Origin of the sequence: Nostoc sp. (assembly GCF_036917315.1) — a bacterium.
Classification (GTDB): Bacteria; Cyanobacteriota; Cyanobacteriia; order Cyanobacteriales; family Nostocaceae; genus Nostoc.
Genome location: NZ_JBALDR010000016.1, coordinates 126,410 through 150,914, shown reverse-complemented (window position 1 = coordinate 150,914; position 24,505 = coordinate 126,410). Strand labels below are relative to the sequence as shown.

Here is a 24,505-nt window from a genome sequence, read left to right as displayed (position 1 = left end):
TTCTGCTTCATCATAATTCCTTTGCCATTTTTATGGGATGTTTGGTTTCACCCTCTTTTAATTCGCCAACAGTCTCATTCTATTCGCGGCTACACGGACAAAACCCGCCTACGCGGGTTTCCAATTTCTTAAGTCCGCGCAGGCGGACTTCTCTGCGAGACGCTACGCGTAGCTTGCTTCTCCGTTCGCGTAGCGTCCCATAGGGAAGGAGTACGTTTGTGTAGCCGCGATTTCTAATCGCCAGGTATATTTGCAAAACTGAGATGCTCCCGTTTAATTGGAGGTCTTAAATTCAGAGGCAGTAATTTTTTGTGATTACTGAGAGGAACGTAAAAATTTAGTTTATGGCGTGCTGCGCTCATTCACAGCGGGCGCGCCGAAAAGAAGATGACACGATCGCTATTATTGAGTTGCACAATGAGGAGTGAGAGAATATTTTTTTGGTTCGGTGACTATCCTTATTCTGTCGTAATCTTCGTTAGAAATAATCTCTAACTCATATTGTTTAAAATTTTCATAACAAACAACAGCATTGAGGTAGCAAATATACAGTCGTGAGGATCTAATCTATGATTACTGCTCTTTCAATTACTCACGTCAGAGTAAAATTGGAAACCTTTGTCCAAATCTGCAACCCCTTATACTTCAGCTATAACTCTTCTGGACTGGCGCTTTTCAGACTTGGCATCAACGTTCAGCAGCAGGTCAAGGCAAAGCTTGAATAAGTTCTCGAATCACGTCTATTGCTAGTTTGCCTGTCTGTTCGCAATACTTTTCAAGGTTTTGGGCTTCATCTGATGTCAAATTGATAGTGATTCGCTTAATCGCTCTTTTTTGACTGGAGGTTGTCAAACGGGGAAATTTAAGTGCAGCAGTTTTATTCATTGATTGATAAGCTAGATATATACAAAGCTTTCTTTATCAAGATTGCCAATTCTGAGCTGTCTTTACCAGTGAAAATCGAGATTTTGAGATTGAACTTAAGCTTTACGCCCCAAAAATATTACGGATAATACGAGGTATTAAATAACTAGTACCATACGTAATAAATCTGTCATCACCAAATGCAAAAAGCTTTCGGGTGAAGAGATGGTGTCAGCAATGCACTACAGTCCAGATAGTCTGTTGAGTAAACGGTGTTGAATTATCGAGATAAGTGGATGCCAAAGGTGCTTTTTATCAGTGAATATTTTGGTAATATACCTGTTTTAAATTCTCTGCAACATGAGATTATCCATTTGTTATAGCTATTACCCCATATCTATAGCAACCTAGCCGCAAGGCGGAATTAAAAATTAAAAATTAAAAATTAAAAATGAATACAGTATAAAGGTTTCGTTGATTTGGAAGGGTGAGGCAGTCGCTCAGAGGGGGTTCCCCCCATGAGGAACTGCCGTTAGCGAGCCTGCGTACCCCTACGGGGAAGCAAGCGTCTCGTAGAGAGCGTCACCCGTTAGCGAGTCATCGAGCGTCAGGGTTGGTTTATTTCCGCCGTGTTGTACTAGTAGATAATTCCTTTTAATAAAAAGTGACTAAACGAACAGTGAGTTAATACATGACTTTACAGAATTGGAGACGTAAGCGTGGCGTTACACTTACTACCAAGGGCTTACAAAAAATTAAAGAAGCAAAGCATCAGTCAGAAGCAAAAGAAAATTTTGGAAATCGGTATACTCTCGAAGAAATGAGTGTACGTTCTGGTTTATATTCCGCTACCATCTCAAAAGTATTGAATCGGGAAGGAGGAGTTGACAAACAGACTATTGAGAAGCTTTTTTCAGTTTTTAACTTAAAAATAGATAAAAGTGACTATTCAAGCTCAAATACTCGTCTAGATTGGGGAGAGGCTATTTTTAACTCCGCTTTTTATGGGCGTGTAGAAGAACTTATTACATTAGAGCAATGGATTCTCAATGAGCACTGCCAATTGGTTGCACTATTGGGAATAGGAGGTATTGGCAAAACAGCACTGTCTGTAAAGTTTGCTCAAAAAATTCAGGACAACTTTGAGTATGTGATCTGGCGATCGCTACGAGAAGCACCGCCTGTTAAAATTATTCTAGGTAACTTAATCCAATTTCTATCTGACGAACAAGAAACAGAAAGTAACTTACCAGAAAGTTTTAGCGATCGCGTATCGCGACTACTCTATTATTTACAAAATTATCGCTGTTTAGTGATCCTTGATAATGCAGAATCAATTCTCCGCAGTGGTAGCCGCGCCGGACTTTACCCTGAAGGATATGAGGAATATGGCGAGCTTTTAAGACGGGTAGGAGAAGCAACTCACCAAAGCTGCTTAGTGTTGACTAGTCGTGAAAAACCCAGAGAAATAGCATTTTTGGAAGGACAAGCACTACCTGTTCGCTCATTGCCAATGAGTGGATTGAAGGTGACGGAAGGGCAAGAAATTTTAAAACTCAAGGGACTATTGGCGGCAGAAGATGAATGGAAAGTAATGATTGAACGTTACGCAGGCAATCCATTAGCCTTAAAGATAGTTGCCACGACCATTAAAGATGTTTTTGATGGTAATGTGACTGGATTTTTGCAACAAGACACGGCTGTTTTTGGAGACATTCGCGATATCTTAGAGCAGCAGTTTGAGCGCTTGTCAGCTTTAGAAAAGGAAATAATGTATTGGCTAGCGATTAATCGGGAGTCGATCGCACTGTCAGAATTGCGAGATGACATTATATCACCAGTACCACAAGCAAAATTACTAGACGCTCTGGAATCTTTAGGAAGGCGATCGCTAATCGAGAAGGCTACGTCTACGCTCATTGAAAAAACTGGATCATTCTTTACGCTCCAGCCTGTAGTTATGGAGTACGTGACTAGTAGCTTGATAGAATATGTCTGTGAAGAGATTGTCACTCAGAATATTGATTTATTCAGATGTCATGCTCTGATGAAGGCAATGGGTAAAAACTATGTTAAAGATACTCAAGTTCGTCTCATCATTAAACCAGTTATAGATGGGTTGCTTAATATCTTAAGAAGTAAAAGAAAAATTGAAAATCAGTTAATTCAAATTCTCACGAAACTGCAAGAAGAATCTCCTTTAGAACCAGGGTATACAGCTGGCAACATTCTGAATCTGCTTTCTCATCTAGAAACTGATCTGAGTGGCTATGATTTTTCTCACGTAACTGTTTGGCAAGCAGACCTACGAAGTGTGAATTTACACAATGTAAATTTTGCTTATGCCAATTTGGCTAAGTCTGTTTTTGCCGAAACCCTTGGTGGTATTCATTCTGTGGCATTCAGCCCTGATGGAAAACTTTTAGCTACCGGGGATACGAATAATGAGATTTGCTTGTACCAAGTTGCAGATGGGAAACAACTACTTACCTGCAAAGGGCACACAGGTTTTATCTGGCCAGTTACCTTTAGCCCTGATGGTCATATTCTTGCCAGTGGGAGTGACGATCAAACAGTTAAGCTGTGGGATACTCGTACTGGGCAATGCCTAACCACCTTAAATGAGCATAATGGTGGAATTTGGTCAGTTGCCTTCAGTCCACAAGGTATTATACTTGCCAGTACTAGTGAAGACCAAACAATAAAACTGTGGGATACCAACACTGGGCAATGCTTCAAAACTTTGCAGGGACATAGTAATCGTGTTACATCAGTCGCCTTCAGTCCTCAAGGTACCACGCTTGCTAGTGGCAGTGATGACAAAACTGTAAGGTTATGGGATACCAGTGCTGGGCAATGCCTCAATACCGTGCAGGTTGGTAATACTGGAAGTCGGTCAGTCGCCTTCAGCCCTGATGGTAAAATTCTGGCTATTGGTTGTCATGATAAAACTGTGAGGCTATGGGATCTCGTTACAGAGCAATTTTTTCAAATTTTTCAAGGTCATACTGACTGCGTGAATTCAGTAGTCTTCAGTTCTGATGGTAAAACGCTAGCAAGTAGCAGTGATGACCAAACGGTGAAACTGTGGGATATTAATACGGGTCGTTGTTGTACAACCTTACAAGGACATAGTAGCAGAATACCGTCAATTGCTTTTAGTCCAGAAGGAACGAAAATAGCAAGTGGGAGTGAAGATCAAACAGTAATGTTTTGGGATATCAAGACTGGTAAATGCCTCAAGATATTGCAAGGTTATTGTAATGGGATTTGGTCAGTTACCTTCAGTTCAAATGGTCTTGTTATTGCCAGTGGCAGTAACGACCAAAAGGTTAAGCTATGGGATGCTATTACTGGTAAATGCCTCAAAACTTTTCAGGGACATAGTAATCGGGTTACATCAGTCGCTTTTAGTTCGGATAGTCAAATACTTGCTAGTGGTAGTGAGGATCAAACAGTGAAACTCTGGGATGTAAGTACTGGTAGATGCCTCAGAACTTTTCAGGGACATAGTAATCGAGTCACATCAGTCGCCTTCAGTCCAGACGGTCATCTGCTAGCCAGTGGTTGTCAAGACCAGACAGTAAGGTTGTGGAATATTAAAACGGGTCAGTGCCTCAATATTTTCCAAGGGCATATGCATTGGGTGTGGGTGGTCGCCTTTAGCCCAAATGGTCATCTGCTAGCCAGTGGTTGTCATGACAAAATAATAAGGCTATGGGATGTCGGCAGTGGTCGTTGTCTTCAGACTCTGCATGGTCATAATGATTGGATATGGTCACTTGCCTTTAGTCCTGATGGTCGAACACTAGCAAGTGGTAGCACTGATCAAACAATCAAGCTGTGGAATGTCAGCACAGGTCAGAATATTGAAACTTTAGAGGGGCATACCAGTTCAATCTACTCAGTCAACTTTCTAGATGCTTGTACATTGGCAAGTGGTAGTGGCGATCAAAATGTGAAACTTTGGGATGTCAGCACAGGCCGCTGCGTAAAAACTTTCTTGGGACATTCCAAGTTAGTCTGGTCAGTAGTCTTTAGTCCTGAGACTCAAACCCTAGCCAGCAGCAGTGAAGATGAGACTATAAAGCTTTGGAATGTAAAGACTGGCGAATGCTTGATAACTTTGAGAAACTCTAAACTTTACGAAGGCATGAATATTAATGGAGTGACTGGTTTAAAAGAGGCTGAAAAAATTGTTCTCAAAAATTTAGGTGCACTTGAGAATTAAAGAGGATCAACACAAATGTTATTCGCGTTTACAAAACAAAACTGTACCCAAGGCACTAAAAACCAACATTCCTAACACATTAGAAGGTTCAGGGACAGACACTGGCTTCAGTACTGAAAACGCAGATTCTCCAATAAGCCGATGAGCTGCGGTTGTAGGATGAACTGGGTCCCAAAATAAAAATTCGTCTGGATTACAGGCGACTGGTTGGGTGGGCAAATTTAAGGGCACTACTGATAAGTCTTGTATGCAATAGTTGGTAGCATTTGTCAGAGCGAATTTCCTTGGTTCGGCGATTATCCTACTAAATAAATCATTAACATTGAAAGATATAATGTTGATATCACGATCTAGTTGCTGGTTCAAAAAGTTGATGGTCGCGTTCAAGCTAGAGTTATGTGCATCAGTCAACGTACTGAACAAGCTAGGTATTTGACTGTTGAAGTTTGCAACTGGAAACTTTCCCAAATCTGGCTGATTAACTACCAGAAAATCTTCAGCGCCTATGACAGCAAGCGATGTGACTGCTGCTGATATATTGGCAACTGCCTGATTAGGGTTGGGAACACCCCCCCCAAAGTAACTGAAGTAATCATTAGCACCAGCCCAGACGATATAAAGGGCGTTGGGATTAGCAGACGGATTTTTGGCTGTAAAGTTAGCGATCTGGGTTTGCAATCCGGGTAACGCAGGATCGCTAATGTTATTGACCCCGGTGGTAGCCCCTCCATAGGCAAAGTTATTGCGAGGATTGAAGGATAATCCTAAGTCTTGTGCCAGATATTCTACCCAAACTGGACCATTGGAAAAACGTCCATCAAAGTATGTTGAGCTTGAGGGAAAGGTTTTATTTGTGGCATTGAATGCATTTCCTGTGTCTGAAAAGCTGTCACCAAAAACATAAATATCCTCATAATTCTGTGCCGCTAAGATTTTAAGCGGAAACATGAAAGACAACAGGAAAAATCCTGTCGTCAGAATTGTTTGTTTCATTTAATTATTGACTACACTTTAAATCCTGGTGCGTATCTTAGCAGGAAACGAACTATTCAGGTTCATTGACCGGAACAGGGCCTAGTGCCACACTGCCCCAGCGGATTACGCTTGCAGAGGCAGAACTGGCTGCACCAAAGCCATAGAGCAAAACCAAGTCATTTTCGCGAATTTTGCCAAGTTGAGCAGCGTGGTACAAATTGGCTAGGGTTAGTGCTGGCCCAATGTTTGCATAAAGAGGGTAGACATTGATTGTGCGCTCTGAGTCAATGCCCAATACACGCGTACAGAAACTTGCAAACCAAGCAGTGGGAGTATTAAAAATAAAAAAGTCAATTTGCTCCAGGGTAACACCAGCAGTAGCAATAGCCCCTTCACAACAAATAAGTAGTAGATCTGCAGCCGTTTCGCCGATCGCTTTATTCATATCCTTGGGTACCTGCATTTGAAACCGTTGATTGCCTTCTTTGTCCTCTGTAAGTTTAAAAGACAATTGATCGCACAAAATACTGGTATTAACTGTCTTTGTACCAAGAATGCCTTGGTTTGGTTTTAGTGAACTAACTAGGAAAGCTCCAGCACCATCGCTAAAAAACCATGAAAGAGTATCGTCTTTATCGAAGAAGCGAGAGTACGTACAAGAGATTGCCACTAGGACATTGCGGTGCATTCCTGCTTGTACTAAAGCACAAGCAGTTTGAAGGGCAATTAGGGTACTAGCACACGATCCATCAAGATTCCATGCGCCACACTGTAGTCCCAGTTGACGAGCAAGAAAAGCGGCATTGCCAAATCCGATTTGTTCAGGTAAAAAAGAGGCGACGAGCAGGAGATCTACGTCATTGACAGAAAGCTTTGCCGCTTTGATGGCATCTTTGGCTGCCCGATACTCCAGGGTTAGCGACGACTCACTAGGAGCAAGTATCCTCTGTTCAAAAGTGCCCCGAAAAGGATCTGACAGATAAGGCATCATTTCTAACTCAAACTTGTTGCTCGGCGTGGAATTATTTAGAGAGATCATTCTTGCCAAGTTTTTTTGCTCTACTTGAGCGACTATCTCAGGGTATTTTTCTTTGTAGTAATCTTTTGTACGTCTAATGCTTGGAAAGCTAACTGCTAGTGAACAAATGCCTACGGAAGGGTACACCATGTTTAAGGTTATTTCAATAATTTGTAGTGCTTTGAGAAATTAAGTTATTAATACGATTTGAAATCGGTGCCTTCCAACTTGGGTCGATTATTACATCAACAACGAACGGATTAGTTGAAACAAGGGCTTTCTCTAGCGCAGCCTGAATGTCAGACTCCCTTTCGACACGAATGCCATCGGCTCCCATCCCGCAGGCAATCTTAACGAAATCCGTTTGCGGAATCTCTACATTTACACCCTTGAACCCTTGCATTGTTGTTCCCTGATCGCACATGTTATAGCATGAGTCGTTGAGTACAATCCAGACAGCAGGGATCTGGTACTGCACTGCTGTACTTATCTCGTTATTCATAAGCATGGCACCATCCCCAACAATTGCGACAGCCTTGCCATTTCTTGCTAGTGCCGTACCTACAACGCCTGTAACGAAATGCCCCATAGACCCGAAGCCAGTGCTGACCCGAAAGCGGCCTGGTTTAGTAAATCGCAGATGGTGAATTCCCCAGGCAAAGGAGTTACCCGATTCAGCCATTACTACTGCATCGCTTCCTTCAACAATCACCTGTTGAATCGCATCCATAAGCACTTTGGGCCGCACTAAACCGCCTGTAGATGGTTTGATTAAATCCAATTCAGTTCGCGGCAGCGTTAGAACCGTTGAGCGACTATCACCTACAGAAAAGTGCTTCAGCATCTCCTTCATGAACACTTTTACCTCAGACTGGATAGCAAACATCTTGGCATTTGGATACGCTGCTCCCGGCACATCTGAATCGATGTCAATATGCAAAAATCCTCGCTGGGGGATCATGGTAGGGTTCCAGAACGAGGTAAATTCACCAAGTCGCGTTCCCAGAACCAAAGTGTGCAAAGGATAGTACTCCTGCATATATGTCAAAACAGATTTGTGTCCAGCAAAGCCCGTGACTCCGACAAATTGTGGATGATCTTCGGGAAAAATCCCTTTACCACGCGGCGAACACATTACTGCTGCGCCTGTTCTCTCTGCAAGTTGGCGAATCTCATCGGCAGCATCACGCGCACCGAAGCCAACCCAGATGGCAAAGGGCCCTTCAGACAGTAACCGGACACATTCTGCAATTGTTTCTTCACTTGCTGTTGCCACAGCATGAGACGGAATTACTCGTGGCAACGAAGTTGTTAGTGAACTTGTCTGGATATTTGTAGGGATACTCAAATACGCGACGAATCCTCCTGGTTGTGCCAGCCCGAGGGCAAGCCTTCGAGATATCTCTGTGAGTTCATCGCTAGATTCGAGATTAGTCGCGTAATGGAATATTTGCCCCGAATTAAAAATACTTGTGCTGGGCATAGTGTATGCGCTGGTTTCCTGAAAAGCCCAACGTTCCCGCTGTGGTGCTGAGGTTGAAGCTGACAGAAGAATTACCTTAGCGCCCTCCCAACGGGCAGCTAATAGCCCTGTCAAAGCGTTGGTAATCCCTGGACCAGTTGTAGTGAATACTACAACTGGGCGATCGCTAGCAAAATACGCCTCAATGGCTGCAAAAGCAGCTCCTGCTTCGTGGCGAAAGTGTAACACCTGAATAGAACTTTTATGTAACGCAGCCCATACTGGCGCGATCGCACCTCCCGATACACCAAAGGCATACTGTACTCCCATATCTTCCAGGATTTTTACCACTGCTTCCGCTACCGAAAAAGTTTCGGATGGCTTGCTATTAGATGGCTGTTTACTTGAGTTTAATTGTTTAGTGGTATTCGCTTGTGTATCCTGAAATTTCACATCCATACAAACTATACTTAGGAATAATTTCCTTTCTGGAATAACTATTATCCCACACCTAAAGTTAGTAATTTTGTAATATCAATGTAATATGAATTTGTTTGGATAATGCTAATACAACTTCGGTGAGTACTGCTTTCTAACGCAGGTATAACAGTAAAACTACCTTGGCAGTTCACTTCGCCAATCTTTGAGCAACCTATAAGTTCCGCATTGCCCTGATATAGAAAAATGTTCAGAGACTTCAAGAACAGTAGATGTGGGGATGCCTGCGGTGGTCACTTTGTCGTACCCTCCGGGGAAGCAAGCTACGTGCAGCGTCTCCTAGAGAAGTGCGGGCTGCGCCAACGCGGACGACTTCATCCGTCTTTTTAGTTTGTGAAAACTGAACACTATTAATCAAGCTCTGGAGTATAAAAAGGTGATTGACTTAAATCAGTATAAGGCTTTAACTTTCGATTGTTACGGAACCCTAATTGATTGGGAAAATGGCATCTTAGGGGTGCTAAAGCCACTTCTGCTGACACACAACACTAATTTGGATGACGAGCAAATTCTCGATATTTTTGCTGAATTTGAAGCAGAACTCGAAATTGGAGAATACATCAAATATCGAGAAGTTTTGAAAAGAGTAGTCCAGAAATTTGGTGGACGATTTGGCTTTGAGCCAACTGCTGACGAACTAAATTCACTTGCCAATTCGATTCAGTATTGGCTGCCTTTCCCCGATACAGTTGAGGCACTTAGAACTTTAAAGCAAAAGTTTAAGCTGGTAATTATCTCAAATGTAGATGACGATCTCTTTGCTTTCTCGGCAAAGCACTTGGAGGTGGAATTTGACGAGATAATCACAGCAGAACAGGCAAAAAGCTACAAACCCTCCTTCAACAACTTCAGACTGGCTATTGAGAGAATTGGTTTGCCGCTAGAGCAGATATTACACGTTGCCGCTAGTGTATATCATGATATTGTGACAGCCAAATCCTTGGAATTATCAACAGTCTGGGTAAATCGTCGAGTAGAGCAAGGGGTTAGTGCGAACTTGCCAGCGGTCACTCAACCTGATTTAGAGGTGCCTGATTTGAAGACTCTCGCTGCTTTAAGTTCACAGTAATTTGCTGATTTGAATTTAACCACGAGAGGAACAAAAAGTAGATCGTATTTAGATAGAGAGATGCCAAAGAAAGAATTTGTTGTTAAAAAACTAAACAGGGATTGCAACATAGATTGATTCTGTCTTACTCTAGAAAAAATACTACGTCAGTTTAATTTTCTTAAACTTTGGAAACCACAGCATATAACTGGCTTTCCTTTCCTTAGCGCCCTGCCGATAACCTTGTTCAATAAAACACTTTGATAGCCTAAAACGATGAAAGCATCTGCTAATTTTGACTTTGAAGACGAGAAATTCAATGCACCGCCTTCTCAAGTCCTTCCCTGGTGTCAGATGATTAATCCTCGGTATGGCACAGATGGTATACAATCTCACGGTTTGGCGATTAAACTGGATAATGCCAATGCTGTCGGCTTTGTGCCAGATGATAATTGGCAGCAAGTTGAGCATGAATTTAGCTCTGGAGTAGAAACAGTCTTTATTAGCGCTACTCCACGCTTGGTCATAGTGCGTCGGGGACCATTGTCTGTTAAAGACCGAGAAAGTGGTCTAAAACTGGGTACGCTCAAAGATAATTATGATGCTTTTTTAGCCGACAAACTTAAATTTAAAACCTTTACTCGCTATCTAATTTTTATAGTGGGTGAGAATAAAAAGTTTTTACATGAATCACCACTACAACTAACTCTCAATGGTGCAGCCGGAGCGAGTTTCAGCAAAACCTACTGCGAATATCAACAAGGCAGAGTAGTAAGTGGATTCGTTGCTGAACTAGAAAAAGCTTACGCTATCTACCGCAAGCAGCCTTTGACATCAAAAGGGCCTTTGTTTCACGCTCACGGGATTTTTTGTCCCATCATTGAGTGTGAAGAAAGAGGAATTGAACCAAATACAGTTTTGGTAGCTTCAACTGTGGACTATAAACATCCCACCGTAGGGACTTTAACGCAATATTTAATTGCTTCCGATGCTCTTGAGTCTGCAATGATTTGTAAGACTTTTGAAGAATACAAAGATTTTGGCAAGGAACCTGTAAAATCAGAAACCCCTAAATTGGCAATGGCAGGAGTTTCCAACTCTTATGTTTATGCTGATGAGGATGATTTTGCTTATCCGCCGTATTAAGGCGAGTGAGGAGTTAGGAGTGAGGAGTGATGAGTTTTGAATTAATAACTCCTAACTCCTAACTTCTAACTTTATTCTTTGAGCAGCAAATAATATAATGAACCATTACCGCCTGTGACACCAGCGCGATCGCCCGCTAGTTTACCAGACCCCATAAAATAATCCACCCGGCCCGGCCCTTTGATGGCGCTTCCTGTATCCTGGTCAAGCACAAAGCGGCTGACAGTACGCCTCTCTAGTTTGCCACCATTGGCAGGATAAGGAAATGAGTTGTAAATCAGGGCTAACGCTCCCGGTGGCATGAGAGACTTATCTGTAGCAATGGAACGTTCTGCTGTTACTGGCACATGAATACTACCAGTAGCACCTCTACCGCTTGTTTCTTGGAAGAAAATAAATCGTTCCCAGCGGGGCAGATAATTGTTCAACTCCTGGGGCTTTTGTCGGAAATAACTAATTAGACGTGGCATTGTCAATCCATTTAGTGGAAGTTTGCCATCTTTGGCTAGTTCTTTGCCGATACTAGTCCACGGGTAATCAGTTCCACCGGCATAGCCAATTGATGTTGTCTTGCCATTAGTTAATTTAATTTGGGCAGAACCTTGGATATGTACCATGTATGCGTCTAGGCGATCGCGAAACCAAAGCAGTTCTAAACCGCGTAACTTGCTTTTATTCCCTTTTAAACCATCCTTCCCTTCCAAATCAATTCGTTTTGGGTGGGGTTTAGGCCATTGGCTGAAATCAGGTGGTAGCCGATAAAGAGGATACTTATAGATTGCAGTCTTGACACGGCTAGCAGTGTAAACAGGTTCGTAGTAAGCAGTGAATTTAACAGTACCCTTGCCATCATTGCCCACGGACTGGTAGAAGACAAACTCACGACTAACAGCGGCTTGTAATTGCGCTGCTGACTTAGAACTGACAACCAATTGGCGGAAACGCAGCAAACTCCGGCGGACGCGATCGAGGGTAATTTCCCGAACTGGATAATTTTGATATGCTGCGATCGCGTCACCCTTTGTTAGGTAAAGCAGACTGTTATCAATCGAAGCCAACAGCGCTTTGCGATCGCCTGTTTTACCTCTTTGACTCCAAAGTTGCTCATCCCAACCCAAGCAAGTCGGCCGGACTGTACAATCGCTTCCGATGGTGATTGGTTTTAGCGGCGGCGCGATCGTAGGAGCGATCGGTATTGGTATAGGTGGAAGATCGGGAGCAGTCGGTAGTGGCAACGGCAGTAAGTTAGGAACCTGAGCAACAGCCGACCAGAGAGGGTTTACGAGGGCAATTCCTAGACTAAAGGAAAGCAAAGCAAGGGTTTTTCTCATCATTTAGTTGAATCTTTCAACACTGGAACTAAAAATCGGTTCTACCCGGATTGCCACAATCCGAGAAGGGCGTACTACCATATATTCCCCTTGAATATTTTTGATCGGCACGCTAATAAAGTCATTAGAAGCAGATTTTGGCACAAGTTCGCCGCTATACCATTTCTGAAACTCTTGAATAGTAGGAAAACGTACTTCTTCTCGGTGGCCGCTTTCCAGTAGGATGTATACGGCATATTCATTTGCAGTTCTAGCCATAAAGTTGAATCATTTAAAAAACATTCAACCTATTGTTAACCACGTAACCCCCGAATGAAAAGGGTAAGCATACGGGAGGTTGGAAGCAAGGGAGAATTTGCAGTAAGTTTTTCTCCTCTGCCCTTCGGTAACAGAGCGCAGCCTCTCGTAGAGAAGTACTGCTCCTTTGCACCTGTGCCTCCCCCTCCTCAATACCCCATGCCCAATGACTCTTCACTCTAGACGCCTAATCCTTTAAGCAGTTCCTTAAAAAGAGTTAGTTATAAACTTGTAATACAATCCTCAAAAAACCTTGCTTGAAATTTGGGCACTACCTACTTTCTGTCTCAACAAACCTTACCAAAGCTGGTAGTTGTGTCAAGATTAATTTGAGGAATTAAGGCTTGTGACACAATGTTAGGACAATTATTAGACGGACGTTACCAAGTCCTCCAGATATTAGGTGGAGGTGGATTTGGTCAAACTTACATAGCCCAAGATACCCATCGGCCAGGTTTCCCAAAATGCGTTGTCAAATACCTTAAGCCCGTCACTCGTAGCCCTGAATTTCTCAAAACTGCCAGACGGCTATTTACTAGTGAGGCAGAAACACTAGAACAACTGGGCTACCATGACCAGATCCCTCGGCTTTTAGCCTATTTTGAAGAAAACCAAGAGTTCTTCTTGGTGCAAGAGTTCATTGAAGGGCATACCCTGAAAGCGGAACTATTCCCCAATCAACGTTGGACAGAAGATCGAGTCATTCAACTACTCCAACAGGTTCTGGGTATTCTACAATTTATTCACAGCCACAACGTTATTCATCGAGATATCAAACCGGACAATATAATTAGGCGGCAACAAGATGGTAAGTTAGTGCTGATTGACTTTGGCGCTGTTAAACAAGTCCAAACTCAACTGCTCACAATTGCAGGGCACACGGGGGCTACTATTATTATTGGTACTCCCGGATATATGTCTACAGAGCAGGGACAAGGTAAGCCCCGCCCCAATAGTGATATTTATTCTTTAGGCATTATTGGTATACAATCGCTGACAGGGTTACATCCGATAAACTTTGAGGAAGATCCAGATACAGGAGAAATTTCTTGGCAGCATCAAGCTAACGTCAGTTCTGAGTTGGCATCTGTGCTATCTAAAATGGTGCTACATCACTTTAAACAGCGCTATCAGTCTGCCGCTGAAGTTTTAGAGGTGCTTAAGGATCTCGATCCTAGAGGAGAAGCGCGATCGCTTCAAGTACCAGATTTGACACAACCGCCTCAAGCTTCGTTTCCTCAACAAAACTCAATTGGATATCCGCCTGCTTCTATTCTGTCTGGGGAAAGTTACAACCGCTTAGAAACAATTCTTTTAGAATTTGTCGGCCCCATCGCCTCAAGATTACTACGACAAGTTGCGGCCTCAGCATCCAATTTTGAAGAATTAATTAGTCAATTAGCTCTTCATCTTCGAGAAAATCAACAAATTGATTTTAAGAAGAAAACAATCTTTTTACTAGAAAAACCTACTTTACTACAAGAGCTTACTGTTAAATCCGATCAATCTGGTATTAACTCAAATAATTTACTAAACCAAGAATCTCAAGTCATCAGTGACAAATTTCTGGAAGAATGCGAACGTGAGTTGGCTAATTTAATTGGCCCAATAGCTAAGTTTCTAGTTCAAAAAGCTAGAAAATCTTCTGGACAAATTTCTCGTGCAGAATTTGTGAAAATTTTAGCATCACAAATCCCCGAACCTCAAAAAGCTTTGCAATTTGAGCAACGCCTACTATCTTGAATTTTTTTAAATTGCTTTTTGTCCTTGTTAATTTTGAATTATTAGCCTTGATTATTCAGCATTTCTAAAGCTATTTTTAAGCTAGCTTTCATCCGATTAAATGCTTCTGCTAACCCGCCAATTTCATCATGAGAACTTTCTTCAAAATCAGCACTCATATCACCAATACTAACTTTTTGAGCTATTTTCTCTATTCTTCTGATGCGTTGAATCACATATTTTGTAATTAAGAAGTTAATTAAGAAAACTACGATCGCAAAGATCGCAATTAAAAATCCCATTATCAATATCCAAGTCCGTTTGGCATTGGCAAAAATATCTTGAGAAGGAACAGAGATGATTTGGGCAGAAACAATCTGATTGAGTTGCCAGCCAAAACCATTTTCTGAGCCATAATTTAGCAACTGACTTTTAGGAGCCCGATCTGGTGTAGAATGGCATCGCAAACATTTTGCTTGTGTAATCTTTAGTGGTTGTGCAATGTAAAATACTTCGCCTTCTGACAATTTACGAAAGCCTGCAATTTCTAGAGTATTAGGTTCGTTCCGAAAACGCTCGACAAGTTGAGTTTCAAAATTATCAGCTTTATCCGCTAAATTGGTTGGATTAAGTGTTGCATCCTTATGAAAAAAGTTTTTAAATTCAGGCTTTTTACGAAAATTTTCAAAAACCTCTTTAGAGGAAAAAGTTGGTACTACTTCAGGCATGAATGTTGGGTTAGTATCTAATCTAGGTTCTAATAAGGGAGCAATACGATTTTGTGTATAATCTCTAACTGCATTCACCATTTGAATGAGAATCTCCGCTTGGGAACTTACTTCATTTTGCGCTCTCCTTTGAAGTACACTGGATAAGGCAACGCCACTTCCCAAAATACTGATAATGAAAACTAATATTAAAAGTAAGTTAAATTTAGCACCTATTTTTAAGTTTTTTAACGCAATGTTGTTTAACATAACCTAAGCAAGGAAGGTGGACTGTGAGTTTATCTAATATTTATTTATACCTGTTAGAAAGCATCTCAACAATATCTAAATAAATATTAATTATTTACTGTAATATAACCCATTTAGGTAGCAGTAAAATTTATCTAAATTAGTCCTGAAAGCCAAATTATTTCCTTAACCATAATTAGTGATGTTTGTGCGATTTCCCCGTCGTTTATTTCTGTTTTATCTACTAGGTTTTACATTTGCTGCCTGCAAACCACAAGATGGAGATGGGGTTGAGGGCACGTTAACTATTGGTGTGATTAACTATGGTGGAGGCGAACAGATAATTAATCAATATGCTAAATTTAATAGTTACTTAGGTGAAAAAACAAACTCATATATTCAGCTAGAGCCAGTTTTTAATGAAAATAGAGCGGTTGAACGCCTTAATGCTCGTGCTTGGTCATTGGTATTTGCTCCACCGGGTTTAGCGGCTATTGCGATCGCACGTCACCAATATGTTCCCCTATTTCCTTTAATAGGTATTAGCAATTTACGTTCAATCTTCGTTGTTCGTAAAGATAATCCGATCGCTGACTTGAAACAATTGCAAGGCAAAACAGTAGCTTTAGGACAGTTAGGTTCAGCAACAGGATATTATTTTCCTCTTTACAATCTTTATGGTACAACACTAGCTGAAATACTGTTTGCACCCACACCCAAAGCAGCACTGGAATTGGTCGCTCAAGGAAAAGCGATCGCCTGTGCCGTATCGGAGGCGGAATTAAGTCTCTACAGTTCACAGTTAGCGCCAACTGAATTCCGCATACTATTTAAAGACCCTCATTATGTACCATTAGGTGTGGTCTTGATTGGGCCGAATGTAGAACGTAACCGTCAAGAGTTTATCCGCAAAGTGATGAGTGAATCGTCTTCAGATTTAGCTCAAGAAGTGGGGTATGTACCCAATGGACAAGTACCAGATTACAAATACATGATTTCTGTGGTCGATCGGGTAAGTTCAATTAGTTCCCAGCTGCAAAAGAAGCCTGTTCGTTTATTCTAATTAAAGCAATAACAATACTTTCAGTCTTTACTTTCTCTAAAAAAGCCCTCCTGTTAAAGAGAGCATTGTTATTGCTAGATTTTGTAAAGTATAAACTAAGAAGAAAAAAAGCCAGTAAGTCTGACTGGAAATATAAGGTCAAAAAAACAATTTGAATCGTGCTAGCTGGTTTTTAATCGTCTCTGTGAGGATTTTGTCCAGTTCTGTAGTGTCTTGAAATTGTAAAATTTGCTGTGTCGGTAAGTCGAAGGGAAATTCACCTTCAAAATCTGGGCGTTGCATTTGCGCTAAGAGAATCTGTTCAGATCGTTTACTTTGGATGGCATAGCCAATCTCAATACAGACATTCGGACTGGGAATTAATTGGGGTGTTTCTTTACCATCAATACTAGCAATGGGCGTGGTGTCAGCGATAAATAACAAACTCTTACGGATTTTGCGCATGATCGTGCGGTTAATTCGGAAAGTAGCACCGCTAGGACGAGAGGATTCTATTAATGTTAGGGGAAGACGCGATCGCAAGTTTAAATTGTCTAAACTTTTTCGCAGTTCTTCTTTGAGAATATTCGTCGCTGCGGCATACTCAGTTTGATAGGATAAAAAAATCGTTGGTTCTAACTGAGCTAACACCGCCTGCTTGGTGAAATAAATTTCATGACTAATTAAGTCAATGTTAGAGACGCAATAGCCGCCACTACCTTCAATATAAAATTCAATATTTTCCCCTTCTAAATAGCGCCCAAACCAAGTTGATTTCTTAACTTCGTCACTCTCTTCCAAAAAGTCTGCTCGCAATGCTGATTTCAGCAGACTTTTTTTGCTTAAACGAATGTCTGGCGGACGTTTTTCCAGTTCTGGAATCGGCTCATAATCCTGTAGATACCACGCTCTGAGCGCAATTATTGACATAAGGCGCTATTTTAACTGTTTCTTGCTATTTAACTTCGTATAATCTTACACCCAGAGGAGTCCCTATTTTCAGACTTCTCTTTAAACACAACAACACCCAAGCCTCTATTCGCTGAACTATCTCCTCTTTTTGTTGATTATAGCCAGGGATGCACTAACTTCCATTGCTTTTGTAAACAAGTAATGAAAATCAGTTACAGTGCCCCCTAATTTTCCACATTTGAGGAAACAGCAGCTTTCGCCTTGGGTGTTGCTGTATTTTGACGAGACAGATGTAAGTTAAACAGCGTCTTATACCTCTTACTAACATTTAAAATGCAGCTGTTATATCTGCCAAGTAAGCTTCTTTCTTAGCTTCAATTATTAGATTATCACTTGCAGATGGAAGGGATTAATTTTGCAACTAAACTTTACTTTTAAATGATTTTTAATCAAATTCATATTGCACGCGTTGGATCGTTGATAGATATTTTTTACGTATATATGTTAAGAACATTATCATCTATCTTTTGGATGAATTTAAAAATTGCTCAGTCAATTTTTAAGTTTTGAAACTAACAATTGAGCATTAGTAAATAACCAATAGTGATTCTTTGCCTGCGTCCTCATCCCCCGCTCATTATTGCTAGTTAACTATTTTCGCTGGAGGCTTGACAGGAATCTCAATCCAGAACTCTGTACCTTTGCCAGGTTCTGAAATGCACTCCATTATTCCCCCATGTTTTTCGACAATAATCTGATAGCTGATTGCTAATCCCAATCCTGTACCTTTGCCCACAGGCTTGGTAGTGTAAAACGGGTCAAAAATTCGCTTTTTCACGTCTTCATTCATTCCGGGCCCATTGTCAGTAATCCGAATTAACAGACGAGAGTTGTCTGCTGAGACTTTAGTGGAAATCTGGATAGTTGGAATTGGGTATGAATTATTCTCCTTGTCACCCCGATCCCGCCACTTTCCACGCCCTACTTCCAGAGCATCTATGGCATTGCTGAAAATATTCATGAATACCTGATTCATTTGACCGGCATAGCATTCTACCCGTGGGATGTTGCCATAATCTTTAATGATCTCAATGCGTGGAAAATCAGCATTTCCTTTCAGCCGATGTTGCAAAATTAATAAGGTGCTGTCAATGCCTTCATGCAGGTCAACGCGCTTGTTTTCAGACTCATCCAAGCGAGAAAAATTGCGTAACGATAGCACTATTGAGCGGATGCGATCGGTTCCTACTTGCATTGAGGTCATGATTTTTGGCAGGTCTTCGACCAAAAATTCAAAATCGATCGCTTCGATCGCGGCTTTAATTTCACTATGGGGATGGGGATAGTGTAGCTGGTAGAGACGTAAAATTTCTAGCAGTTGTTCAGTGTAATCACTGGCGTGGCACAGATTACCGTAAATAAAGTTAACGGGGTTGTTGATTTCATGAGCGACACCCGCCACCAACTGTCCTAAGCCAGACATTTTTTCGGTCTGAATCAATCTTGTCTGTGTTTCTTGAAGTTCATGTAGGGTCTGCTCTAATTGTGCAGCTTGATTTCTGGCTTCAGTTTCGGCCTCAGAGGTTTGTTGGTAGAGTTGTGCTTGTTGAATAGCGATCGCAGCCTGATCTGCCAGTTGCTGCAATAAATTAATTTCTGTATCCTGCCAATTTCTAGGAGCATCACACTCATGGGCAATTAGTAAGCCCCATAGTTCCATACCCATATTAATTGGAACTATTAAGTTTGCTTGAATTTGCAGACTCTGCAAGAACTCTCGATGACAATCACTTAAAGAAGCCGTTGAAACGTTGTTAATTGCCCGTACCCTACCCTGACAGTATAGACGGGTATACTCATCAGGAAAGCATTCTGGTGGTGCATTCACTCCCAAAACTGACTGCCAATTGCCATTAATCTCTTCCACAATCACTGATTTAGTCTTCAGGTAGAAAATCAGCACTCGGTCTGAATTTAGCAGGGGACGGACTTCCCGAACTATGGATTGCAGAGTTGCTTGCAAGTCCAATGTGCGGCGAATATGCTCTGTGACTTGCTTGATGACTTTGGTAAATAGTAATGATTTTTCGAGTTCAGAGGTTTGCTCTTGCACTCGCCGTTCTAGGTTGGAATTCAGGGATTGTACCTGTTTATACATTTGCTGCTGCTGAATTGCCATTGAGAAATGATCGTATAAGGCTTGTGCCAAAAAGATGTCTTCCAATTTCCACTCAGGTGCTTGCCCTTTTTTCTGCTCTCGCCAAACCTCAAAGGAAAGCTGGGGTAAAAGTTGTCGCCGATTTTGTTCGCATCGTCCCGCCCACAAGATTTCCGTTTCAAATTCAGAGCGAAAAATACTTAATACACCGATAAATTTTTCGCGGTAATGTAGGGGAATCACCATGAGTCCGCGAATTTGAGTAGAACGGAATGCTAAAGCCAAAACTCGCAAACGTGGTTCTTTATAGAGGTCAGTAGTTGCCCAAATATTACCTTGTTGAAACTCAGCCATCCAGTTTTGCCAGATGGGATGCTGTTCGATAATACTGTTATCTAACTCGTAGGAGAGTGCCGGTTGGTCGCCCCAGGTGTACAATTCTTGAGTTTCTGCAATGTAAAGCCTGCCACCGACTCCATAGAAAGCAGTAATAACTTCTTCTAGCGCTCCTTGTAATTGGATTGTCGGCAGTTTATGCAATAGTGTGGTGACTCGATTAATAGTAGCTTCTCGTTTTTGCTTGGCGCGGGCTTCAGTGAGTATATTACTTTGAGCGATCGCGATCGCTACTTGGTCAGCAACTTGCTGCAATACCTTTAGTTCTCGCTTCAAAATTTTTTGCGGTTCACTGTGGTGAGCTACCAACAGTCCCCACAATTTAGGCTTTGCCAACTGTTCTTGTGGATCGCAATCTAAAATGGGTACTACCAACGAAGACTGCACGCCCATTGCTTTTAGGTATTGAATATGACACTGGTCTACCTGCCGATAGTAGATATTAGTTTCTAGACGTTTGCCAGTTTCTTTTGACTGGAGAGGCGATAGCCCGATCTTCCCATTTGCCACATCAACAATCGAACGTTGCCCCACTAACAAGAACATTTCTCTGACGGCTTCTGGAATATCATCAACTGGGAAGCGTTGACCTAATAAGGATGGTAGACGTTGCTCATGAATAGATTCTGCAATGACTTCACCACTACCATCAGCATCAAAGCGATACATTTTCACCCGATCTGCACCCAAAAATAAACGCACTTCGCGAACAGTCGTCGTTAATATCTCTTGAAGGTCGAGCGATCGCCTGATCTGTTTTGTCATGCGGTGCAGTAAACTTTCTCGATCGAAGGTTTGCTGCAACTCGTTTGGTTTATCCCTACGTGTCATTGCTTGTATACACCATGACTGAAGTATAATTTTTTATATATTTGTCCCTGAGAAGAATTTTCAACTTACAATAGACATCTCCAGAAATTAGGTTTTCACCTTGACAAAATAAGGGTTTGAGATTCTTTTTCGGAGATGTCTAATGCTTTGATTTTCATCCCATTTCAATAAATTCTTGCTACTAATGAGTTGCTAGGGGCATACATCTATTACAAATATTTTTGGAAATGGATTAGAGGATGTTTGAAAAGTAACAGATATTTTGCTTGTTCCCTCTAGCCCTTGTAAAGTGGATTTAGGGAGATATAAAACCGCTGTATCATTCAATACTTTTCAACTATCATTTCAAGTCTAAAGTTAAGAAATTTTTCATCATTGACATTTACTAATTTTATATTCTCAATCATTAAACTATTCCAGTAATTTTACTTAATTTAGAACTGGAATAATTTCTTGAAATTAAATTTTTTTTTTAACATTTTTGCCCATTAATTCAATTAATTAAAATTTTTTCAAAGCAATAACTAAATTATTAGTAATTTTTTAAAATATTTTTGGCTGGGGAATTTGACTATTCCCCGTTTAATTGCTGACTTTATGTTGAATGTAACTATTTTGATTAAATTATTCGTAAATTACCGTTAAAGATAGTAAATTACGAATTTCTTCACGCACACTCATGAGAGTTTTACCGAGATGGTTGTGACCGCTTTTATTAGCACCACAGCCCCAAAAAGAATCGGTTGGCGAGTTTTCAACCAAAATCTCATCACCTGTCTTCAGAAGAACTTCTCTGATATCGGCATGAGTGAGAAACTTTTTGAGTACAGCTTCTCGCATAATTTCAGTTTTGACCAAATCCCAGTCTCGTCGGAGTTGGCGAGTGCTACATCTTCCCAAAGTAGCAGCTTCTTCTGGGGTGGTGGCAGCATGGATGAGAGGTATAATTGCCGCATCTGTGCTGCCGACAAACTTTTGTGCTTGATAATAATGCTCAACCGTTGGCCAGTAAGCACCCTCGATGTGGATTCCGTGGAGAGAAAAGTTAGAAAAACAGCCATAAGGCTGCCAAACCTTATAAAAGTAAATGGTCATTTGAAAATTGCTCTTTTATATATATCAATTTCAGGGTAACTGAAAGTTTTGCAGGAATTCTCAAAAGTTGGGGGGACGAGCATCCCTACTCATCCCCCTCGGTTTTAAATGCTAATTCACTGACTGATAACATCAGGTTGAGTGCTTATTTTACACAATTCTTGGAACAGCAGGTTAACTACCCTGCTCATGAGCTTTCCCTGAATGTGTTTACCACCTAGCAGCTTTTCGCCTTGTTCGGTGACGTTGCTTTTAAGTGAGTCGCGACAGTCAATCAACTCCTTAGTTAGGTCATTGCTTGGTAGTCTTCCAGTTTCAACACCGGTCAGGACGTACTGCCACAGGCTAATTCGACAGAGTGAAGAACCACTGGGTTTCTCGACTAAACCATCCCCCGACTGTTCCAGAACTGTGCCCATACCCAAACGCATTTTGAAAGTGTCGCGGCTGCGGTTGCGTTTAATTCGTTTGGTATCGCCGGCTAATCGTCTCACGGTGGTTTCTCCATTTTTGCGATCGCGTTCCGTTTTTTTCACCTCCCGAACTTCATACTCGATTACGGGCCTCCCATCAACACCCAGGAACGACTCAAATGGGTAAATCCTAGTGAGTAAACGCGATCGCACTCGCAGTCCAAAACCGAACTTATCAAATACGCTCATGTAAGGCTTAAATTCCGCCAGAGAGAGCATTTGAGTGATTCTTGCTTCTAAGTGCTGCTCAAAAAGTGAGATATCGCACATCCAGCCAGCGTGTAGTTCGAGAATTGGGTCAAGCTCAATTCCATAGTCTTGGGCAATGGATATTTTATAGAGATTTTCGATTCGGGTTTTCCCGGCGGGCGAAATTTCGAGCCTTTTAGCCAACCATCCCCACAAGGGCGGTAAAAATCCAGTCTTGCCAGATGCGCTCTTACTGTGCGCCACTTCTGGGAATTGCCAAGCGAGAAGTTGTCTGGCGTAATTTACGATCGGTGACTGTACGCGGTTGAGGTGTTCGAGTTGCTGACACAGGTCGCGCAGCTCGTCGATAGGTTCGGGGCGGTGCATGAGGAAATACCTCAGATTCAGCTCGCCATTTTCTAGTCGGTGATCTGGATCGTGACCGTAGGCAGCCATTGCTAAAGCGTCAGCTGGGTCACTTTTATTCGGGAGGTTTTTACCTCCGCGATAACGCCTGAGTTCGACGTGACCGACCCAGAGAATTTTAATTTCTAACTTATTGAGGATGGATGCCCACAGTCTTGAATAGTGGTTTCCGGTTGGTTCTAGGATTGCGTAATCGGGCTTGATTTGGGCTAGGTAATCAGCAAAATCAAAAGCCGATTTTTGCTTCTTCTTAGCATCAGGATTGGAGTAAAAAACCGGATATAAAGTAGATGCTTTATTTCTTGTTTTATTCCAATATGCTTGCAATCCGCCCTTGGGGTATTGTGTTAAAATGTGAGTGGTTATACTCGATTTACTAACATCAATTCCCAGAATTATTAATTCTGTTATCATGGTTCTGCGAAATAAAATGGTGGTTTTCAAGGACTGGCATCCTTTGATTAACCCGAATTTAATAGCGCACGAATCACCCTAACGCCCCACGCTTGAGGGGCGCGATTCAGGAGTAAACGCATTCGGGAAGTTAGCAGGAGAATTGCCGCGCATGAAATTGAGAACACCACAATTCAGTAGTGCAGTTCACTCTGAACGCTGCATTTTCTCTTGCTAAGTTCCTGATTGCTTTGGACACAACCCGCGACGGTGGTTGATTCCACCGTTTCGGCTACTGTGTTAGGTAGCCCGCGCTGTAGTTAGCGCGATCGCAATTGCGATTCATCAGGCGGTTACATATAATCCTCGTCATCTTCGTCGTAATTGTCTTCTTCCTCATCTTCTGTTTCTGTGACAACTTCAGACTCAACAGTGACAGCAGTGAGCAAATTTCTGAACTGAGGCATTGAAGGAGCAGCAGGATTTAGACCTTGAGCTTTTAAGAATTCGGCTGTTGCGTCCCATTCTTTGCGTAATGTATTGAGTTTCTTTTCTAATTCGGCACATTCGCGCCAAATTTTACCCCTCTCGTCGTAAAGGTCTTCAGCTTTTTTACCGACAATTTTTTTAGCTCTTTCTCGCAACTCTTCTACAGCTGACTCAATGGATTCTCCTTCATCTAATTCAACTGAAAAGCCAATTCGCTCGTTGCTGTAACTGCCAATTGATATTAGAAAGTGTGCGTGGATTGCTTTGATTTTCATCTTTGATACCTGTCAGTTAAAAATTATCAGTTTCAGCAGATTCAGTGGGAATCGGCGCAGGCGTTGGTGGAAAAAGTTGATTCTTCACCAGTTCCCGAAGTCGCTGACTAACTTCTTCTGGCTCGTCATATTGGTCTAAAACTGCGGTGACTTCCATCGTTTCGCTCTGGAAGTTCCCCAGGTTTTTCACCCGCTTGTAAGTGATAGTTTCAATTTTCATAGTCCTGTGATATTTTTTACTTGTTTGAATTGATTTTTTTTAGCTGCGATCGCACTTC

General features: G+C 41.7%; 18 protein-coding genes. 5 read left to right on the top strand and 13 right to left on the bottom strand.

The window, feature by feature from the left end; genetic code table 11:
• Positions 1-705: 705 nt before the first annotated feature.
• Positions 706-885, bottom strand: a complete 180-nt coding sequence (locus tag V7K84_RS09680; protein WP_334837627.1) for a CopG family transcriptional regulator — start codon at positions 883-885, stop codon at positions 706-708.
• Between the two features lie 670 nt (positions 886-1,555).
• Here V7K84_RS09680 and V7K84_RS09675 point away from each other — a divergent pair.
• Positions 1,556-5,095: an NB-ARC domain-containing protein gene (locus V7K84_RS09675; RefSeq protein WP_334837625.1), complete on the top strand. Its 3,540-nt coding sequence runs from the start codon at positions 1,556-1,558 to the stop codon at positions 5,093-5,095.
• 18 nt (positions 5,096-5,113) lie between these two features.
• Here V7K84_RS09675 and V7K84_RS09670 read toward each other — a convergent pair whose 3' ends face one another.
• Genes V7K84_RS09670 through V7K84_RS09660 form a run of 3 tightly spaced genes read right to left on the bottom strand, consistent with a single transcriptional unit; the run spans position 5,114 to position 9,009 of the window.
• On the bottom strand, positions 5,114-6,088 hold the full coding sequence (locus V7K84_RS09670; RefSeq protein ID WP_334837623.1) for an SGNH/GDSL hydrolase family protein: 975 nt from the start codon (positions 6,086-6,088) through the stop codon (positions 5,114-5,116).
• A gap of 52 nt (positions 6,089-6,140) precedes the next feature.
• Entirely contained in the window at positions 6,141-7,238 is a 1,098-nt protein-coding gene (locus V7K84_RS09665; RefSeq protein WP_334837622.1) for a 3-oxoacyl-ACP synthase III family protein, read from the bottom strand.
• Between the two features lie 13 nt (positions 7,239-7,251).
• Positions 7,252-9,009 carry a ScyA-related TPP-binding enzyme gene (locus V7K84_RS09660; protein WP_334837620.1) on the bottom strand — a complete coding sequence of 586 codons (1,758 nt, stop codon included), beginning with the start codon at positions 9,007-9,009 and terminating at the stop codon, positions 7,252-7,254.
• Positions 9,010-9,424: 415 nt separating this feature from the next.
• Here V7K84_RS09660 and V7K84_RS09655 point away from each other — a divergent pair, with 415 nt between their 5' ends.
• Together V7K84_RS09655 and V7K84_RS09650 are read left to right on the top strand one after the other, a co-directional pair.
• Positions 9,425-10,117 (top strand): haloacid dehalogenase type II, encoded by a 693-nt coding sequence (locus V7K84_RS09655; protein WP_334837619.1) that lies wholly within the window; start codon positions 9,425-9,427, stop codon positions 10,115-10,117.
• 255 nt (positions 10,118-10,372) lie between these two features.
• Positions 10,373-11,242, top strand: coding sequence for a DUF5895 domain-containing protein (locus V7K84_RS09650; RefSeq protein WP_334837617.1), 870 nt, complete (start codon positions 10,373-10,375; stop codon positions 11,240-11,242).
• A 71-nt stretch (positions 11,243-11,313) separates the two neighbouring features.
• On the opposite strand, the gene mltA is transcribed toward V7K84_RS09650, so the two are convergent.
• Positions 11,314-12,573 (bottom strand): murein transglycosylase A, encoded by a 1,260-nt coding sequence (gene mltA / locus V7K84_RS09645; protein WP_334837633.1) that lies wholly within the window; start codon positions 12,571-12,573, stop codon positions 11,314-11,316.
• A 3-nt stretch (positions 12,574-12,576) separates the two neighbouring features.
• A complete protein-coding gene (locus V7K84_RS09640) occupies positions 12,577-12,831 on the bottom strand; it encodes a hypothetical protein (RefSeq protein ID WP_094348386.1) in 255 nt (84 codons plus the stop codon).
• Positions 12,832-13,224: 393 nt separating this feature from the next.
• Between V7K84_RS09640 and V7K84_RS09635 the strand changes: the two genes are divergently transcribed.
• A complete protein-coding gene (locus V7K84_RS09635) occupies positions 13,225-14,613 on the top strand; it encodes a serine/threonine-protein kinase (RefSeq protein WP_334837615.1) in 1,389 nt (462 codons plus the stop codon).
• A gap of 41 nt (positions 14,614-14,654) precedes the next feature.
• Here V7K84_RS09635 and V7K84_RS09630 read toward each other — a convergent pair whose 3' ends face one another.
• Positions 14,655-15,569, bottom strand: coding sequence for a c-type heme family protein (locus V7K84_RS09630; protein ID WP_334837613.1), 915 nt, complete (start codon positions 15,567-15,569; stop codon positions 14,655-14,657).
• A 181-nt stretch (positions 15,570-15,750) separates the two neighbouring features.
• Between V7K84_RS09630 and V7K84_RS09625 the strand changes: the two genes are divergently transcribed.
• A complete protein-coding gene (locus tag V7K84_RS09625; protein WP_334837611.1) occupies positions 15,751-16,611 on the top strand; it encodes a phosphate/phosphite/phosphonate ABC transporter substrate-binding protein in 861 nt (286 codons plus the stop codon).
• A 138-nt stretch (positions 16,612-16,749) separates the two neighbouring features.
• Here V7K84_RS09625 and V7K84_RS09620 read toward each other — a convergent pair whose 3' ends face one another.
• The 6 genes from V7K84_RS09620 to V7K84_RS09595 form a co-directional block, all read right to left on the bottom strand.
• Positions 16,750-17,520 carry a hypothetical protein gene (locus V7K84_RS09620; protein WP_334837610.1) on the bottom strand — a complete coding sequence of 257 codons (771 nt, stop codon included), beginning with the start codon at positions 17,518-17,520 and terminating at the stop codon, positions 16,750-16,752.
• A gap of 625 nt (positions 17,521-18,145) precedes the next feature.
• Positions 18,146-20,887 carry a GAF domain-containing sensor histidine kinase gene (locus V7K84_RS09615; RefSeq protein ID WP_334837609.1) on the bottom strand — a complete coding sequence of 914 codons (2,742 nt, stop codon included), beginning with the start codon at positions 20,885-20,887 and terminating at the stop codon, positions 18,146-18,148.
• Positions 20,888-21,511: 624 nt separating this feature from the next.
• Positions 21,512-21,982: an NADAR family protein gene (locus tag V7K84_RS09610; RefSeq protein WP_334837608.1), complete on the bottom strand. Its 471-nt coding sequence runs from the start codon at positions 21,980-21,982 to the stop codon at positions 21,512-21,514.
• Positions 21,983-22,098: 116 nt separating this feature from the next.
• Positions 22,099-23,484: an IS110 family transposase gene (locus V7K84_RS09605; protein ID WP_334837607.1), complete on the bottom strand. Its 1,386-nt coding sequence runs from the start codon at positions 23,482-23,484 to the stop codon at positions 22,099-22,101.
• A 332-nt stretch (positions 23,485-23,816) separates the two neighbouring features.
• Positions 23,817-24,227: a hypothetical protein gene (locus V7K84_RS09600; RefSeq protein WP_334837606.1), complete on the bottom strand. Its 411-nt coding sequence runs from the start codon at positions 24,225-24,227 to the stop codon at positions 23,817-23,819.
• Positions 24,228-24,243: 16 nt separating this feature from the next.
• A complete protein-coding gene (locus tag V7K84_RS09595; RefSeq protein WP_334837604.1) occupies positions 24,244-24,447 on the bottom strand; it encodes a hypothetical protein in 204 nt (67 codons plus the stop codon).
• Positions 24,448-24,505: the final 58 nt, after the last annotated feature.

What these genes read in the sequence shown, in the direction of transcription:
- V7K84_RS09600 (WP_334837606.1), bottom strand. Translation starts at nt 24,227, where the DNA reads ATGAAAATCAAAGCAATCCACGCACACTTTCTAATATCAATTGGCAGT.
- V7K84_RS09680 (WP_334837627.1), bottom strand. Translation starts at nt 885, where the DNA reads ATGAATAAAACTGCTGCACTTAAATTTCCCCGTTTGACAACCTCCAGT.
- V7K84_RS09615 (WP_334837609.1), bottom strand. Translation starts at nt 20,887, where the DNA reads ATGACACGTAGGGATAAACCAAACGAGTTGCAGCAAACCTTCGATCGA.
- V7K84_RS09625 (WP_334837611.1), top strand. Translation starts at nt 15,751, where the DNA reads ATGTTTGTGCGATTTCCCCGTCGTTTATTTCTGTTTTATCTACTAGGT.
- V7K84_RS09660 (WP_334837620.1), bottom strand. Translation starts at nt 9,009, where the DNA reads ATGGATGTGAAATTTCAGGATACACAAGCGAATACCACTAAACAATTA.
- V7K84_RS09620 (WP_334837610.1), bottom strand. Translation starts at nt 17,520, where the DNA reads ATGTCAATAATTGCGCTCAGAGCGTGGTATCTACAGGATTATGAGCCG.
- V7K84_RS09640 (WP_094348386.1), bottom strand. Translation starts at nt 12,831, where the DNA reads ATGGCTAGAACTGCAAATGAATATGCCGTATACATCCTACTGGAAAGC.
- V7K84_RS09675 (WP_334837625.1), top strand. Translation starts at nt 1,556, where the DNA reads ATGACTTTACAGAATTGGAGACGTAAGCGTGGCGTTACACTTACTACC.
- V7K84_RS09595 (WP_334837604.1), bottom strand. Translation starts at nt 24,447, where the DNA reads ATGAAAATTGAAACTATCACTTACAAGCGGGTGAAAAACCTGGGGAAC.
- V7K84_RS09665 (WP_334837622.1), bottom strand. Translation starts at nt 7,238, where the DNA reads ATGGTGTACCCTTCCGTAGGCATTTGTTCACTAGCAGTTAGCTTTCCA.
- V7K84_RS09630 (WP_334837613.1), bottom strand. Translation starts at nt 15,569, where the DNA reads ATGTTAAACAACATTGCGTTAAAAAACTTAAAAATAGGTGCTAAATTT.
- V7K84_RS09650 (WP_334837617.1), top strand. Translation starts at nt 10,373, where the DNA reads ATGAAAGCATCTGCTAATTTTGACTTTGAAGACGAGAAATTCAATGCA.
- V7K84_RS09610 (WP_334837608.1), bottom strand. Translation starts at nt 21,982, where the DNA reads ATGACCATTTACTTTTATAAGGTTTGGCAGCCTTATGGCTGTTTTTCT.
- V7K84_RS09635 (WP_334837615.1), top strand. Translation starts at nt 13,225, where the DNA reads ATGTTAGGACAATTATTAGACGGACGTTACCAAGTCCTCCAGATATTA.
- V7K84_RS09670 (WP_334837623.1), bottom strand. Translation starts at nt 6,088, where the DNA reads ATGAAACAAACAATTCTGACGACAGGATTTTTCCTGTTGTCTTTCATG.
- V7K84_RS09605 (WP_334837607.1), bottom strand. Translation starts at nt 23,484, where the DNA reads ATGATAACAGAATTAATAATTCTGGGAATTGATGTTAGTAAATCGAGT.
- mltA (WP_334837633.1), bottom strand. Translation starts at nt 12,573, where the DNA reads ATGAGAAAAACCCTTGCTTTGCTTTCCTTTAGTCTAGGAATTGCCCTC.